The following is a 15767-nucleotide window of genomic DNA, read 5'->3' as shown; positions in this document are numbered from 1 at the left end:
GGGGACGCCGGGTGATCGGCCTGGCGCCGCCGGGCGGCCGGCTCGACGTCCTCTGCGTCGGCGCGCACCCCGACGACATCGAGATCGGTTGTGGCGGCACCCTCCTGCGACTGGCCGGCCGGCCGGGGACGACGGTCACCGGGCTCGTCCTGACCGGCACCCCCGAGCGGCGCAAGGAGGCAGAGGCCGCCCTGCCGGAGTTCTTCCCCGGCGCCGCCGTGCGCGTCCTCGACCTCCCGGATGGACGGCTGCCCGCGCACTGGGACGCCGTCAAGCAGGCGCTCGAGGAGGCGGCCGGCGAGCACCGGCCGGGTGTCGTGCTGGCCCCCCGGACCGACGACGCGCACCAGGACCACCGCCTGCTCGGGGAGCTGGTGAGCACCGTGTGGCGGGACGCGCTGACCCTCCACTACGAGATCCCCAAGTGGGACGGGGACTCCCGGTCGCCCGACGTCTACGTGCCCCTGACCGAGGAGCACGCGCGCCGCAAGGTGGAGCTGCTCTCGCGCTGCTTCCCCTCCCAGACCGGACGTGACTGGTGGGACGGCGAGCTCTTCTCCGGGGTCATGCGGTTGCGCGGCGTGGAGAGCCGGTCCCGGTACGCGGAGGGGTTCGTGTGCCGCAAGCTGCTGCTCGACCTCGACACGGAGGCCGCCCGATGACGTCGCTGGGGGATCCCGACCGGTCGTTCGTGGCGTCGACGGCGCTGCAGCAGCGGCTGCACGGGCTCGTGCCGGGCGGGGCGCACACCTACGCCCGGGGCGCGGACCAGTACCCGGAGGGCATGGCGCCGGTCATCGCCCGCGGCGAGGGCGCGCACGTGTACGACGTCGACGGCAACCGGTACGTGGAGTACGGCATGGGGCTGCGGTCGGTGACCCTCGGCCACGCCCACCCGCCCGTCGTCGAGGCCGTCGTCGAGGCCGCGCGGACGGGGGTCAGCTTCAGCCGGCCGTCGGTGTACGAGCTGCGGGCGGCCGAGTCCTTCCTCGAGCAGGTGCCGGGGGCGGACATGGTCAAGTTCGCCAAGAACGGCTCGGACGTGACGACGGCCGCTGTCCGGCTGGCCCGTGCCGCGACCGGGCGCGACCTCGTGGCGCTCTGCCGGACCCAGCCGTTCTTCTCCACCGACGACTGGTTCATCGGCACCACCGAGATGGACGCCGGGATCCCGGCGTCCCAGCGCGACCTCACCGTCGCCTTCGACTACGACGACCTCGGCTCCGTCGAGCGCCTGCTCGAGCGGCATCCCGGGCGGGTCGCCTGCGTGCTCCTCGAGGCCGCGACCGGCACGGCCGAGCCGTCGCCCGGCTTCCTCGAGGGCCTGCGGGCACTGGCCGACCGCGACGGGTTCGTGCTGGTCTTCGACGAGATCATCACCGGCATGCGCTGGTCCCGGCACGGGGCGCAGGGCGTCTACGGCGTCACCCCCGACCTGTCCACGTGGGGCAAGGCGCTCGGCAACGGCTTCGCCGTCTCGGCGCTCGCCGGCCGGCGGGAGCTGATGGAGCTCGGCGGCCTGCGCACCGACGCGGCCCGCACCTTCCTGCTCAGCACGACGCACGGGCCGGAGACCACCGGACTGGCGGCCCAGCTCGCGGTGGCCGAGGCATACCGGGAGCGCGACGTCGTCGGCGTCATGGAGCGACAGGGACGCCGGCTCGCCGACGGCGCCAACGCCGCCGCGGAGTCGCTCGGGATCGCGGGCTCCTTCGCCGTCGTCGGCCGGCCCTCCTGCCAGGTCTTCGTGACGCGGGACGACCTGGGGCGGCCCTCGCAGGAGTTCCGGACGCTGTTCCTCCAGGAGATGCTGCTGCGCGGCGTCCTGGGCCAGTCGTTCGTGATCTCGGCCGCGCACACCGACGAGGACGTCGACCGGACGGTCGAGGCGGTCGGCGAGGCGCTGACCGTGTACGCGAAGGCGCTGGCCGCGGGCACGTGCGCCGGGCTCCTGCGCGGCCGTCCGGTGGCGCCGGCGCTGCGGCGGTTCGCCGCCCCGCGGCGCATCCCGGGGCCGGCCACGGGCTGAGCGCCCGGACTCGGGCAGTGGACCACCGACGAACGGGGAGTGCGATGCGTGTCCTGGTGACCGGCGACCGTGGCTACATCGGGGCGGTGCTCGTCCCCTTCTTCATGCAGGCCGGGCACGAGGTCGAGGGCCTCGACGCCGGCTGGTACGACGGCTGCGACTTCGGGGAACCCCCGCGCGGCTACCCGTCGCGCACCGGCGACGTCCGGGACCTCACCCCCGGCGACCTGGCGGGGTTCGACGCGGTGGTCCACCTCGCCGCCATCTCCAACGACCCGGTCGGGCACCTCAACCCGGAGGCGACCTTCTCGGTCAACGCCTCCGGCGCCGCGCACGCCGCCCGGGCGGCCAAGGCCGCCGGCGTGCCGCGGTTCCTGTTCTCCTCCTCCTGCTCCCTCTACGGGGCGGCCGGTGACGGCGCGGTCACCGAGGACAGCCCCTTCCACCCGGTGACCCCCTACGGCGAGAGCAAGGTGCGCGCCGAGCGGGAGATCAGCGTCCTCGCCGACGGTGACTTCAGCCCCACCTACCTGCGCAACGCGACCGCCTACGGGTCCTCGCCGCGGCTGCGCGCCGACATCGTCGTCAACAACCTGACCGGCACCGCGTTCACCCGGGGCGAGGTCCGGCTGCAGAGCGACGGCAGCCCGTGGCGCCCGCTCGTGCACGCGCAGGACATCGCCCAGGCGTTCCTGGCGGTGCTGGAGGCGCCGCGCGACGTCGTCCACGACCAGGCGTTCAACGTCGGCCGGGACGAGGACGTCGTGCAGATCCGCGACATCGCGACCGCGGTGGCCGACGTCTTCGACGCGCCGGTGACCTTCGCCGAGGGCGCGGGTGCGGACAAGCGCGACTACCGCGTCGACTTCGGCAAGATCACCCGGATGCTGCCCGCCTTCCGGCCGCGGTGGACCGTGCCGCAGGGCATCGTGGAGCTCGCGACCGACATGTCCCACATCGGCCTGACCGCCGAGGACTTCGAGGGCGAGCGCTACGTCCGGCTGCACCGCGTCAACCGACTGCGTGCCGCGGGCCTGCTCGACGACCTGCTCCGCTCGAGGACGCGGTGACCCCGGAGGACCGGGGGACCCTCGCGCGGGAGGTCGACGCCCTCCGCTCGGGCGAGCGGGACCTCACCGCGCTCGGCGACGCCATGCACGCGGCGGTGCGCCGGCTCTACCCGTTGTGCCGCAGCATCACCGGCGACGGCGTGCGCGCGACGCTCGACGTCCTCGCCGAGTCCCTCGACCTCGAGCGGCACGGCGTCCCCTCGGGCACCCAGGCCTTCGACTGGACGGTCCCCGACGAGTGGAACGTGCGTGACGCCTACGTCGCCGACCGGACGGGCCGCCGGGTGGTGGACTTCCGGCGGCACAACCTGCACCTGGTCAGCTACAGCGCCCCGGTGCGCGCCACGATGACGCTCGACGAGCTCCGCCCCCACCTGCACACGCTGCCCGACCGGCCGGACTGGATCCCGTACCGGACGACGTACTACAGCCGGGACTGGGGGTTCTGCCTGGCCGACGCCCAGCTGCGCGCGATGGACGAGGGGCCCTACGACGTCGTCGTCGACACCACCCTCGCGCCGGGGGAGCTGACCTACGGCGAGCTGGTGCTGCCCGGCGAGAGCACCGACGAGGTCCTGGTCAGCGCCCACGTCTGCCACCCGTCGCTGGCCAACGACAACCTCGCCGGGATCGCCGTCGCCACCGAGGTCGCCCGCACCCTGGCCGGCCTCGACCGCCGCCGGTTCACCTACCGGTTCCTCTTCGCCCCCGGCACGATCGGCTCGATCACCTGGCTCAGCCGCAACGCCGACGTGCTGCCCCGCATCCGGCACGGGCTGGTCCTCACCGGCCTGGGCGGCCCCGGCAGCCTGGTCTACAAGCGGACGCGGCGCGGCATGCGGGACGTCGACCGCGCGGCCGCGCACGTCGTCACCCGGCGCGGGGGCGAGGTGCGCGACTACTCGCCCTACGGGTACGACGAGCGGCAGTACAACGCCGTCGGGTTCGACCTGCCCGTCGGACGGCTGTCGCGCACCCCGCACGGCGAGTACCCCGAGTACCACACGTCCGCCGACGACCCGTCCTTCGTGGCCCCCGCGGAACTCGCGGAGGCCCACCTCGCCGTGCTGGAGGTCCTCGACGTCCTGGAGGACGACGCCTGTGTCACCAACCTCAGCCCCTTCGGCGAGCCGCAGCTCGGCAAGCGGGGCCTCTACCCGGCCACGGGCGGGAAGCAGGCCACGGACGCGGTCATGGCGATGCTGTGGGTCCTCGCCTACTCCGACGGCGCCACGTCCCTGCTCGACGTCGCCTCGGTCGCCGGCGCCGACTTCGCCGACCTGCGCCGCGCCGCCGCGAGCCTGGAGTCGGCGGGGCTGCTGGCCCGCGAGCAGGGTCTCCCGCGCGCTCCGGCAGGGACCCTGACCGCGGACTAACCTGGGACGGGGCCCGGCGCCGCACTCGGCGGCACCTTGTGCGGCCGACCTACCCCGGAGGAAGTCCCTCGTGAGTCTGCGCGGCGTGCTCGACGTCGTCCTCACCGATCCCGGCGTGGCCCGCGTGGTGTCCGCGGCCGGGTCCGCCGAGCTCGCCGTCACGGCACCGCCGCCGGTGCAGCCGCTGGTGGCCGCCGCGCTCGCGGCGAGGGCGCCGGGTGCCGGCGTGCCGGTGCTGCTGGTGACCGCCGGCGAGCGCGACGCCGACGTCGCGGCGGGCCTGCTGCGCTGCTTCCTGCCCGACCGCCGCGTGGAGACCTTCCCGGCGTGGGAGACGCTGCCGCACGAGCGGCTCTCCCCGCGGGCGGACACCGTCGGCCGCCGGCTGGCCGTGCTCCGCGAGCTCACGCACCCGGAGGAGGCCGCCGGGATCGACGTGCTGGTCGCGCCGGTGCGCAGCGTGCTGCAGCCGCTGGCCCCCGGCCTCGGCGACCTCGTGCCGGTGGAGCTCAGGCCGGGGGACACCGCCGAGCTCGACGACGTCGCCCGCGCCCTGTCCGACGCCGCGTACACCCGCGTCGAGCTGGTCGAGAAGCGCGGCGAGTTCGCCGTCCGCGGCGGGCTGCTCGACGTCTTCCCGCCCACCGAGCCGCACCCGGTGCGCGTGGAGTTCTGGGGCGACGAGGTCGACGAGCTGCGCTACTTCTCCGCCGCCGACCAGCGCTCCCTCGACGACCGCCCCGAGCGGCTGTGGGCGCCGCCGTGCCGGGAGCTGCTGCTCACCGACGAGGTGCGCGCCCGCGCCGCCGCGCTCGCGGTCGAGCACCCCGGGCTGATCGAGGTGCTCGGCAAGCTGGCCGAGGGCATCGCCGTCGAGGGCATGGAGTCGCTGACGCCGGCCCTCATCGGTGACGAGCACATGCAGCTGCTCACCGACCTGCTGCCCGCCGGGACCCACGTGCTGGTCGCCGACCCCGAGCGGGTCCGCACCCGCGCGGCCGACCTGGTCCGCACCGCCGAGGAGTTCCTCGCCGCGTCCTGGGCCACCGCCGCCGAGGCCGGCGAGGCGCCGCTGGACCTCGGGGCGTCGTCGTTCCGGGACCTCGAGGACGTCGAGGCCGCCGCCCGCGGCCGGGGCCTGCCGTGGTGGACCACCGGCGCGTTCACCCTGGCCGTCGACGACGACGACACGCACGTCACCCTCGACGCGACGACGGTGGAGCGCTTCGCCGGCGACGTCGACCGCGCCGTGGAGTCGCTGCGCGGCTGGACCCGGGACGGCTGGCGGGTCGTGGTGACCTTCGCCGGGCCCGGTCCCGCCCAGCGCGCCGCCGACCAGTTCACCGGCGCCGACCTCGGCGTGCGGCTGGTGCCCGGCATCGAGGCGGCGCCGGAGACCGGCCTGACCTCGATCACCCAGGGCAACCTGGAGTCCGGCTTCGCGCTGCCCGGCGTCGGTCTCGCGCTGCTCACCGAGCACGACCTCACCGGCCAGCGCGGCACCACGATGCGCGACGCGGTGAAGATGCCCGCGCGCCGCCGCAACGCCGTCGACCTGGTGCAGCTGCAGCCCGGCGACCTCGTCGTCCACGAGCAGCACGGCATCGGCCGCTACGTCGAGATGGTCAGCCGCACCGTGCACGGCGGCCAGCGCGACTACCTCATCGTCGAGTACGCCCCCGGCAAGCGGAACCAGCCACCGGACCGGCTGTTCGTGCCCACCGACGCCCTCGACCAGCTCACCCGCTACGTCGGCGGCGAGCAGCCGGCGCTGTCCAAGCTCGGCGGCGCCGACTGGGCCAAGACCAAGGGCCAGGCGCGTCGGGCGGTCAAGCAGATCGCCGCGGAGCTCATCCGCCTGTACTCCGCGCGCATGGCCACGAAGGGTCACGCCTTCGGCCCGGACACCGTCTGGCAGCGCGAGCTCGAGGACGCCTTCCCGTTCCAGGAGACCCCCGACCAGCTCGCCGCGATCGACGAGGTCAAGGTCGACATGCAGAACCCGGTCCCGATGGACCGGATCATCTGCGGCGACGTCGGCTACGGGAAGACCGAGATCGCCGTGCGCGCCGCGTTCAAGGCGGTGCAGGACGGCAAGCAGGTCGCCGTCCTGGTGCCGACGACGCTGCTGGCCAACCAGCACTTCAAGACGTTCTCCGAGCGGGTCGCGCAGTTCCCGGTGAAGGTGCGGGTGCTCTCCCGCTTCCAGTCCGACGCCGAGAGCACGCAGATCCTGCGCGAGCTGGCCGCCGGCGAGGTCGACATCCTCGTGGGCACCCACCGGCTCCTGCAGCCGACCACCCGGTTCAAGGACCTCGGGCTGGTCATCGTCGACGAGGAGCAGCGCTTCGGCGTCGAGCACAAGGAGTACCTGAAGACGATGCGGACGGCGGTCGACGTCCTGTCGATGTCGGCCACCCCGATCCCGCGCACGCTGGAGATGAGCCTGACCGGCATCCGCGAGATGTCGACGATCCTCACCCCGCCCGAGGAGCGGCACCCGGTGCTCACCTACGTGGGCGCCTGGGACGACAAGCAGATGGGTGCCGCCATCCGCCGCGAGCTGCTGCGCGACGGGCAGGTCTTCGTGATCCACAACCGCGTGCAGTCGATCGACAAGGCCGCCGCGAAGATCCGCTCCCTGGTCCCGGAGGCCCGGGTCGCCGTCGGCCACGGGCAGATGAAGGAGCACCAGCTCGAGCGGATCATGGTCGGCTTCTGGGAGAAGGAGTACGACGTCCTGGTCGCGACGACGATCGTCGAGTCCGGCCTGGACATCCCCAACGCCAACACCCTGATCGTCGACCGCGCCGACACCTTCGGCCTCTCGCAGCTGCACCAGATCCGCGGCCGCGTGGGCCGTGGTCGCGAGCGCGCCTACGCCTACTTCACCTACGACCCCTCCCGGCCGCTCACCGAGACCTCGGTCGACCGGCTGACGACGATCGCGCACAACACCGACCTCGGCGCCGGCATGGCCGTGGCCATGAAGGACCTCGAGATCCGCGGCGCGGGCAACCTGCTCGGCGGCGAGCAGTCCGGGCACATCGCCGGCGTCGGCTTCGACCTCTACGTCCGGCTGGTCGGCGAGGCCGTGGCCGACTACCGGGCGCAGGTCACCGGCGAGGAGGCACCGGCCGAGCCGGTCGAGGTCCGGGTCGACCTGCCGGTCGACGCGCACCTGCCGCACGACTACGTCCCCGGCGAGCGGCTGCGGATGGAGGCCTACCGCAAGGTCGCCTCGATCCAGGACGACGAGCAGGCGCAGGCCGTCTTCGACGAGCTCACCGACCGCTACGGCACCCCGCCGGCGCCGGTGCTCAACCTGCTGGCGGTGGCCCGCTTCCGCGTCGCGATGCGGAAGCTGGGGATCACCGAGGTGTCGCTGCAGGGCCGGGTCATCCGGGTGTCGCCGGTGCCGCTGCGGGAGTCCCAGCAGATGCGGCTGGCCCGGATGGCCGACGGCGCCACGTACAAGTCCGCCGTCGAGACGGTCTCGCTCAAGGTCCCGGTCGGCCCCGACCGGCGCACCCCGCTGCGCGACGTGGCGCTGCTCGAGCACCTGCACTCGCTGCTGCGGGCGGTGCTCGAGCAGCCGGTGGCCGCCGCCTCCTAGGGCCGGTCCAGCGCGGCCGACACCCGGGCGGCGAGCGTGCCGACGTGCCGGTCGCTGAGCATCCCGATCCGCTCGTCGTCGAGGTCGCCGTGCCAGCCGGGGACGTCGACGACCCGCAGCTCCCGGACCCGCCGCCGCCAGGCGCCGAGGGTCCGGGACGCCGCGGCCCGTGAGCCCTCGGCCAGGAAGTAGTCGACCGGCCCGTCGAAGCGGCCGGGCCGGTAGGCCTCCGACACCTCCTGCGTCCCGAGGAAGAACCGCAGCTCCGGGTCCGGCGCGGCGGGGGCGGCTGCCGGCGCCGACGGCCGCTCTCGGCTGCGCAGCACCCTCCGCAGGGCGGCACCCGAGCGCAGCGTCGCCCAGCGGCCGGCCCAGCGGACCCGCTCGGTCTCCCAGCGGCTGAGCGCTGCCTGCGGCGGGCGGGCGTCGAGCAGGCCGAGGCAGCCGACCTCCGCTCCGGCGGCGCGCAGCCGGGTGGCGACCTCGTAGGCCACCAGGCCGCCGAAGGAGTAGCCGGACAGGGTGTAGGGCCCCTGCGGCTGCGTCTCGCGGACCTGCGCGAGGGCGTCGGCGGCGACGTCCTCGACGGTGCGGTGCCGCCCTCCGGCGTCCACCAGCGGCAGCCGCAGGCCGAGCACCGGCCGCGGGGTGGCGAGCCGCTCGACCAGTCCCGCGTAGAGGTTCAGCTGGCCCCACGCGTCGGGCACGAGGAACACCGGGCGGCCCTCACCGGCGCGCAGGACGGTGGCGCCCGCCGGGGCGGCGGTGGTGGCCGCCTCCGCGGCGCGGGCGAGGCCGGCGGGCGTCGGGTCCTCGGCGAAGCGCTGCACCGGGACGTCGGCGTCGAGCTCGAGGCGCACCCGCCGCAGCAGGCTGAGCACCTGGCGGGAGGTCCCGCCGAGGTCGGACCAGTCGTCGTCGGGGTCGGCGGAGCGCAGGCCGAGCACCTCGCACCAGATGCGCGAGACCCGCCCGAGCAGGCCGTCGTCCTCCTCCGGCCCGGCCGGTGCCGCGGAGGCCGCGGCGACCGCCCGGCCGATCTCCTCCAGGCAGCCGGGGTTGCGCAGGGCGACGGCGTTGGCGATCGGGTCGCCGTTGACGGCGTCGCGGGCGGCGCGCTCGGAGCGCTTGCCGTTGTGGGTCAGCGGCAGGTCGCCGACCGCCACGACCAGCGAGGGCACGTGCGCGGCCGACGCCTCCCGGCGCAGCGTGCGCCGGATCGTGCGGTCCAGGTCGCCGTCGAGCCGGGCGCCCTCCCGCAGGACGACGAGGAGCACCATGCGCGAGCCCCCGGGCCGGCTGTCGTCGCGCTGCTCCACGGCCATCGCGTCGGCGATCTCGGGCAGCTGCCGCAGCACGGTGTAGATCTCGCTGGGCCCGATGCGCAGGCCGTCGATGTTGAGGACGCCGTCGGAGCGCCCGTGCAGCCGCGAGGAGCCGTCGGCGTCGAACTCGACGAGGTCGCCGTGGGTCCACATCCCGGGGTGGTCGGCGAAGTAGGCGTCGTGGAAGCGGCGGCCGTCGGGGTCGCGCAGGAACCCGACGGGACGGCTCGGGAAGGGCCGGCGGCAGACCAGCTCGCCGACCCGGCCGACGACCTCGTGGCCGTCCTCGTCGACCGCCGCGACGTCGAGGCCGAGGCTGCGGGTCTGGCTGCGGCCGCGGCGGACCGGCAGGTCGGGGGTGCCGAGGACGAAGCAGCCGATGATGTCCGTGCCGCCGGAGATCGACTGCAGCGGCACCGGGCCGACCGTCTCGGCCACCCAGTCGAACTGCCAGTCGTGCAGGACGGCGCCGGTGGAGAGCACGGCCCGCAGGCGGGAGAGGTCGACGGCCTCGGCGGGGCGGAGGCCGGCGTCCTGGCCGAGCTGCAGGTAGGCCGGGCTGGTGCCGAAGACGGTGACGCCGTGGTCGGCCGCCAGCCGCCACAGCGTCTCCGGGCCGGCGACCGGGCCGTCGTGGACGACGACGTGCGCGCCGACGGCCAGGGCCGACAGCTGCCAGTTCCACATCATCCAGGCGGTGGTGGTGTGGAAGTAGAGCGTGTCACCGGGGCCGAGGTCGACGTGCAGCCGGTGCTCCTTGACGTGCTCGAGCAGCGTGCCGCCGGCGCCGTGCACCATCGCCTTCGGCGGGCCGGTGGTGCCCGAGGAGAACATCACGAACAGCGGGGTGTCGAAGGCGTGTCGCGGCCAGTCGGCCGTCGGCTCGGCGTCCGCGGTGGCGTCGGCCAGCCGGTCCACCGGCACGCCGAGGTCGGGCAGCGGGCCGTCGTCGAGCAGCAGGACCCGCCGCAGCGTCGGCAGCCCGGCGACGACCTCGGCGACGACGTCGTCACCGACCGCCCGCCGGTCGAGGACGAGCACCGCCGGCTCGACCTGCCCGAAGCGGCCGAGCAGGGACGCCGCGCCCATGTCGGGGGCGGCGGTGGAGACGGCGGCACCGATCGCGGCCACCGCGAGGGCGGTCACGGCCGTCTCGCCGGTGTTGCCGGCGATCAGCACGACGCGGTCGCCCTCGGCGAGCCCCAGCCGGCGCAGCGCGGTCACCGTCCGCGCGACGGCGTCGCGCAGCTCGCCGCGGGTCCAGGTGTCGGTGGGGCGGTCGGCGTGCACCGCGGTGAGCGCGGGCGCGTCGTCGCCGGCGTCGTCCAGCGGGCGGAGCAGCGCCTCGGCGTAGTTGAGCCGCAGGTCGGGGAAGAAACGCGCGGTCTCGACGTCGGTGCCGGTCAGGACGACGTCCGCGGAGCCGGACCACGGCACGCCCGACCAGTCGAGGAGGGCGCGCCAGAACTCCTCGGGCCGCTCGACCGAGAAGGTGTGCAGGGCGCCGGGGGCGTCCAGGGCGGTGCCGGCCACCTCCTCGCAGCGGGCGCGGAAGGAGGCGAGCTGGGGAGCGGCGGGAGCGAGCGTCATCGGGGGATCTCCTCGTCAGGGGCGACCGCGAGGCTGGCCACCCACCCGTCGGGCACGGGCACGTCGTGCAGGGTCCAGCCGGCCACCGTCGCGCCGGTCCGCCCGACGGCGGTGAGCACCGTGGCCGGGTCGTCGCGCAGGCCGGTCCCGCGGGCCTTGAGGACGGCCTCCTTGCGGGTCCAGGCGCGGGTGGCCGCGACGGGTCGTTCGCCGGGCGGCAGGGCCGCGATCGCCTGCAGCTCGGTGGGGTGCAGCCAGCCCTCCTCGGCGACGTCCGGGGTCCAGGGCGCCACCGGTTCCAGGTCGACGCCGACGCGGGAGCCGCGGCCCACCGCGACCAGGCCCAGGTCGCCGGCGGCCGAGCAGCCGGCGTCCAGGTGCGTGGCCGCGGGCAGCTCCGGGCGGCCGGCGGCGCCGGCGGTGAGCGGCACGCTGCGGGGGTCGGTCCCCAGCTCGGTGGCCAGCGCGGTCCGCAGGGCGGCGCGCAGCAGGACCCGGCGCCGGTGGACGGCGGGCGTGCCGCGGCGGGCGCGCGCGAGCTCGCCGGGCGTGAGCACCGCCTCCGCGCGCGCGAGCGCGTCGTCGTCGGCCACGAGGGGCACGACGGTGACGGTCACGCCGGGGGGTCCCGGGCGCGCGCGGGCGGACGGCGGCATGCCGGCGATGCTGGCAGCGGCCGCGACGGCGGCCATCCCTCCTCGTGGGGACACCACCCTCCCGGGTGGCCCGCCGCCTGCGTCGTGCACCACACCGGGTGTGGCACGCTCCGCTGGTGCTGACCCGCCGGCTGACCACGTCGCTCGCCGTCGGTCTGGCCGCCGTCGCGGCCCTGGCCGGCTGCCGGACCTCGCCCAACGTCGCCGCCTACGTCGGCGAGGAGCAGGTGACGGTGGCCGAGCTGCAGTCCGCCGTCGACGAGCGGCTGGCCGACCCCGCGATCGCCGAGGCCGTCGGCGGCCCGGGCGCCGGCTTCACCCGCCAGGTGCTCACCCTGCTCGTCCGCGAGGAGCTCTACGCCGAGGCCGCGCGGCGCAACGACGTCGAGGTCACGGACGCCGACGTCACCGACTTCGTCGCCGCGGCCCTGGCCGGCCGGGACGAGGACGAGCTCTACGCCCAGGCCGCGTCGCAGGGCTACTCGCGCGAGGACGTCCGGGAGAGCGCCCGCCAGCAGCTGCTGCGCCGGGAGCTCGGCGCCGCCTCCGGGGAGGACGCCGGCACCGACGACGCCGCGCTGCGCGCCCGCTACGAGGAGGTGCGGGCCGGCCTCGAGCAGGTCGAGCTCGGCTACTTCGTCGTCCCCGACCAGGCCACCGCCGACGCCGTCGTCGCCGAGCTGGCCGCCGCCCCGGCGTCCTACCCGGCCGTCGCGGCCCGCTACCCCGGCGAGATCAACCTGCCGGCGCTGCAGCCCACCGGCACCGCCGACGTGCCCCCGCCCCTGGCCGAGGGCGTCGCCGCCGCCGCACCGAACACCGGCTTCAGCGTCACCGTCCCGGACCTGCCGGGCGTGGTCGTCGCCTTCGTCGGGCAGCGGGTCACGCCGTCGTTCGAGGAGGTCCGCCCGCAGCTGGAGAGCGAGGCGTCGGCCGGCGCGGAGGAGGCGGGGGCCGGCGTCGTCGACGGCGTCCGCGACGACGTGGGCGTCACCGTCAACCCGCGCTACGGCGAGTTCACCGACGAGGACGTCGTGCAGGAGCCCGAGGGCGGCGTGGTCGACCTGCTCGACGACGCCACCGGCGCCGCGCCCGCGACCGGCACGGGGGGCTGACGCCCGGTGCCCGTCGCCGTCGTCGTGCCGGTCAGTCCCCGCCTGCCCGGCCTGCTCGGCCCCGCCGGCTGGACCGCGCTCGGCGACCGCCCGCTCGCCGCGCTCCCCGGCGCGGCGGCCACCGCCGACGCCCTGCGGGCCGCCGGCCGTGACGTCACCGACGTGCCCGACGCCGCCGCCGCGGCCGCGCTGCCCGGCGAGGTCGCCGTGCTCGCCGGGCCGGGCGAGGAGGTGCCCGGCGCCCCCGTCGCCGAGGCCGTCCCCGAGCCGCCCGGCGCCCGCCTGCTCGACGTCGTCGCCGTGATGGACCGGCTGCGCTCGCCCGGCGGCTGCCCCTGGGACGCCGAGCAGACGCACGCCTCGCTGCGCGGCTACCTGCTCGAGGAGGCGCACGAGGCCTACGACGCGATCGTCGACGACGACCCGGTCGCGATGCGCGAGGAGCTCGGCGACGTGCTGCTGCAGGTCGTCTTCCACGCGCGGGTCGCCGCCGAGGCCGGTGCCGAGCGGCGGTTCGACGTCGACGACGTGGCCGGCGACCTGGTGGAGAAGCTGGTCCGCCGGCACCCGCACGTGTTCGGCGACGCCGGCCCGCGTGACGTCGCCGGCGTCGAGGCGGGCTGGGAGGAGATCAAGAAGGCCGAGAAGCAGCGGCGCTCGCCCACCGAGGGCGTCTCGCGCTCGCAGCCGGCCACCGCCTGGGGGACCGCGCTGGTGCGCCGGGCCGCGCGCGCCGGGTTCCCGACGCCGGAGGCGGCCGACCTGGGCTCCGCCTCGCCGGAGGAGCTGGGGGAGCGGCTGTTCGCCGTCGTCGCGGCGGCCGTGCAGCGGGGCTGGGACGCCGAGGACGCGCTCCGCGAGGCCGTGCGCCGCTACGCCGGGGAGCTCGACGCGGAGGCGCTGCGCCGATCCGGCGACTGAGGGCCCTGGTGGCCGGCTTCCTGCAGCGCCCACGATGGCCGGAGCTGCGGCGGAGGGCGGGTGCCATGCACGCGGACGAGAGCCGGGCACGGGCGACCAGCCCCCGCCGGGGACAGGTCTTCACCAACCCCGTCACGGGGGAGCGGGCGGTGGTGCTGACCGATCCCGAGGGCCATCCCGACCGGACGCTCGTCGCGCACCTCTTCGTCCGGCCGGGCGGTCGGGTCGCGGCCGCCCACGTGCACCCGGGCTCCTCCGAGCGCTTCTCCGTGCTGTCGGGCCGGGTGGGGTTCCAGGTCGGGACGGAGACCAGCGTGCTGGGAGCCGGGGAGTCCCAGGAGGTGCCGCCGGGCACCGCGCACGACTGGTGGCAGGTCGGTGAGGAGGAGGCGCAGGTCCTCGTCGAGGTGACCCCCGGCGACCGTTTCGTCCGGGTGGTGACCACCACGTTCGGCCTGGCCCGGGACGGCCGCGTGGACGCCCGCGGCCTGCCGCACCTCCTGCAGGCCGCGGTCACGCTGAGGGCCTACCGCGACACGGTGGTGTTCACCTCCCCGCCGCCGCGGGTGCAGCGCGTGCTCTTCGGCGGGCTGGCCCCCCTCGGCCGGATGCTCGGCCGGCAGCCGGTGTACCCCGAGTACCTGTTCAGCCGGGACGTCGTCGAGCCGGCACCGGAGGCCCTCGCGATGCTCGACGCGCACGACCGGCTCCGCCGCGGACCGGCGGACCGCACGGCATCGCCGCACGGCTGACGGACGGGGGAGGCGGGGCTGGTTAGGCTGCCCCCGTGCCGAGCATCGACGCCGTAGGCGCGCGGGAGATCCTGGACTCGCGCGGAAACCCCACCGTGGAGGTCGAGGTCGCCCTCGACGACGGGACGATCGCCCGGGCGGCGGTGCCCAGCGGCGCCTCCACCGGCGCCTTCGAGGCGGTGGAGCTGCGCGACGGCGACGAGCGCTACGGCGGCAAGGGCGTGACCAAGGCCGTCGACGGCGTCCTCGACGTCATCGGCCCGGAGCTGGTGGGCTACGAGGCCACCGAGCAGCGGCTGGTCGACCAGCGGCTGCTCGACCTCGACGGCACGCCCGACAAGTCCCGCCTGGGCGCCAACGCCATCCTGGGCGTCAGCCTCGCCGTCGCCCGCGCGGCCGCCGAGTCCACCGGCCTGCCGCTGTTCCGCTACGTCGGCGGCCCCTCGGCGCACCTGCTGCCGGTGCCGATGATGAACATCCTCAACGGCGGCGCCCACGCCGACAGCAACGTCGACGTGCAGGAGTTCATGATCGCCCCGATCGGCGCGGCGACCTTCGCCGAGGCGCTGGCCATGGGCACCGAGACCTACCACGCGCTCAAGTCCGTGCTGAAGGAGGACGGCCTGGCCACCGGTCTGGGCGACGAGGGCGGCTTCGCCCCGAACCTCACCAGCAACCGCGCGGCCCTCGACCTGATCGTCCGGGCCGTGGACCAGGCCGGCTACTCCGTGGGCACCGACATCGCCTTCGCCCTCGACGTCGCGGCGACGGAGTTCCACAGCGAGGCCGGCTACGCCTTCGAGGGCAGGACCCTGTCGGCCGCCGACCTCACCGAGTACTACACCGACCTCGTCGCGAACTACCCGATCGTCTCGATCGAGGACCCGCTGTCGGAGGAGGACTGGGACGGCTGGGTCGCCCTGACCTCCGCCCTCGGCGACCGCGTGCAGGTCGTCGGCGACGACCTGTTCGTCACCAACCCCAGCCGGCTCGCCGACGGCATCGACCGTGGTGCCGCCAACGCCCTGCTGGTGAAGGTCAACCAGATCGGCACGCTCACCGAGACCCTCGACGCCGTGAACCTGGCGCACCGCAACGGCTACCGCTGCATGATGAGCCACCGCTCGGGCGAGACCGAGGACACCACGATCGCCGACCTCGCCGTCGCCACCGACTGCGGGCAGATCAAGACCGGTGCCCCGGCGCGCAGCGAGCGCGTGGCCAAGTACAACCAGCTGCTGCGCATCGAGGAGGAGCTCGACGACGCCGCGCGCTACGCCGGCGCCGCGGCCTTCCCGCGCCTGCGGACCTCCTGAC

The 15767-nt window shown here is 75.5% G+C and carries 11 protein-coding genes; 9 read left to right on the top strand and 2 right to left on the bottom strand.

Translation table 11 applies throughout. The annotated features are described in order from the left end of the window. The first annotated feature begins 11 nt into the window (after positions 1-11). From FN207_RS07510 to mfd, 5 genes are all read left to right on the top strand, one after another. Positions 12-662, top strand: a complete 651-nt coding sequence (locus FN207_RS07510) for a PIG-L deacetylase family protein (protein ID WP_142457698.1) — start codon at positions 12-14, stop codon at positions 660-662. Further along, complete coding sequence (locus FN207_RS07505) at positions 659-2029, top strand: glutamate-1-semialdehyde 2,1-aminomutase (RefSeq protein WP_142457695.1); 1371 nt, start codon at positions 659-661, stop codon at positions 2027-2029. The genes FN207_RS07510 and FN207_RS07505 overlap by 4 nt, the downstream gene beginning before the upstream one ends. Before the next feature lie 56 nt (positions 2030-2085). Continuing rightward, positions 2086-3099: an NAD-dependent epimerase/dehydratase family protein gene (locus FN207_RS07500; RefSeq protein WP_246065849.1), complete on the top strand. Its 1014-nt coding sequence runs from the start codon at positions 2086-2088 to the stop codon at positions 3097-3099. Further along, a complete protein-coding gene (locus tag FN207_RS07495) occupies positions 3096-4475 on the top strand; it encodes a DUF4910 domain-containing protein (protein ID WP_221888084.1) in 1380 nt (459 codons plus the stop codon). Before FN207_RS07500 ends, FN207_RS07495 begins: the two co-directional genes overlap by 4 nt. A 70-nt stretch (positions 4476-4545) precedes the next feature. Further along, complete coding sequence (gene mfd, locus FN207_RS07490) at positions 4546-8091, top strand: transcription-repair coupling factor (RefSeq protein ID WP_142457691.1); 3546 nt, start codon at positions 4546-4548, stop codon at positions 8089-8091. Here the strand turns inward: mfd and FN207_RS07485 are convergent. Then, positions 8088-11006, bottom strand: coding sequence for an acetoacetate--CoA ligase (locus FN207_RS07485; protein WP_142457690.1), 2919 nt, complete (start codon positions 11004-11006; stop codon positions 8088-8090). The two genes, mfd and FN207_RS07485, sit on opposite strands and share 4 nt — an antisense overlap. Then, positions 11003-11698 carry a 4'-phosphopantetheinyl transferase family protein gene (locus FN207_RS07480; RefSeq protein ID WP_142457689.1) on the bottom strand — a complete coding sequence of 232 codons (696 nt, stop codon included), beginning with the start codon at positions 11696-11698 and terminating at the stop codon, positions 11003-11005. The genes FN207_RS07485 and FN207_RS07480 overlap by 4 nt, the downstream gene beginning before the upstream one ends. Before the next feature lie 80 nt (positions 11699-11778). Here FN207_RS07480 and FN207_RS07475 point away from each other — a divergent pair, with 80 nt between their 5' ends. From FN207_RS07475 to eno, 4 genes are all read left to right on the top strand, one after another. Then, positions 11779-12777: a peptidylprolyl isomerase gene (locus FN207_RS07475; RefSeq protein ID WP_185938234.1), complete on the top strand. Its 999-nt coding sequence runs from the start codon at positions 11779-11781 to the stop codon at positions 12775-12777. 6 nt (positions 12778-12783) lie between these two features. Continuing rightward, on the top strand, positions 12784-13698 hold the full coding sequence (locus tag FN207_RS07470) for a nucleoside triphosphate pyrophosphohydrolase (RefSeq protein ID WP_142457686.1): 915 nt from the start codon (positions 12784-12786) through the stop codon (positions 13696-13698). Positions 13699-13763: 65 nt separating this feature from the next. Further along, entirely contained in the window at positions 13764-14450 is a 687-nt protein-coding gene (locus FN207_RS07465; RefSeq protein ID WP_142457684.1) for a cupin domain-containing protein, read from the top strand. Between the two features lie 35 nt (positions 14451-14485). Beyond that, positions 14486-15766, top strand: a complete 1281-nt coding sequence (eno, locus tag FN207_RS07460; protein WP_142457682.1) for a phosphopyruvate hydratase — start codon at positions 14486-14488, stop codon at positions 15764-15766. Position 15767: the final 1 nt, after the last annotated feature.

Origin of the sequence: Geodermatophilus aquaeductus (assembly GCF_900182545.1) — a bacterium.
Taxonomy (GTDB): domain Bacteria; phylum Actinomycetota; class Actinomycetes; order Mycobacteriales; family Geodermatophilaceae; genus Geodermatophilus; species Geodermatophilus aquaeductus.
Note: the sequence above shows the minus strand (reverse complement) of the source record. Positions and strands in the feature narration are given on the sequence as shown.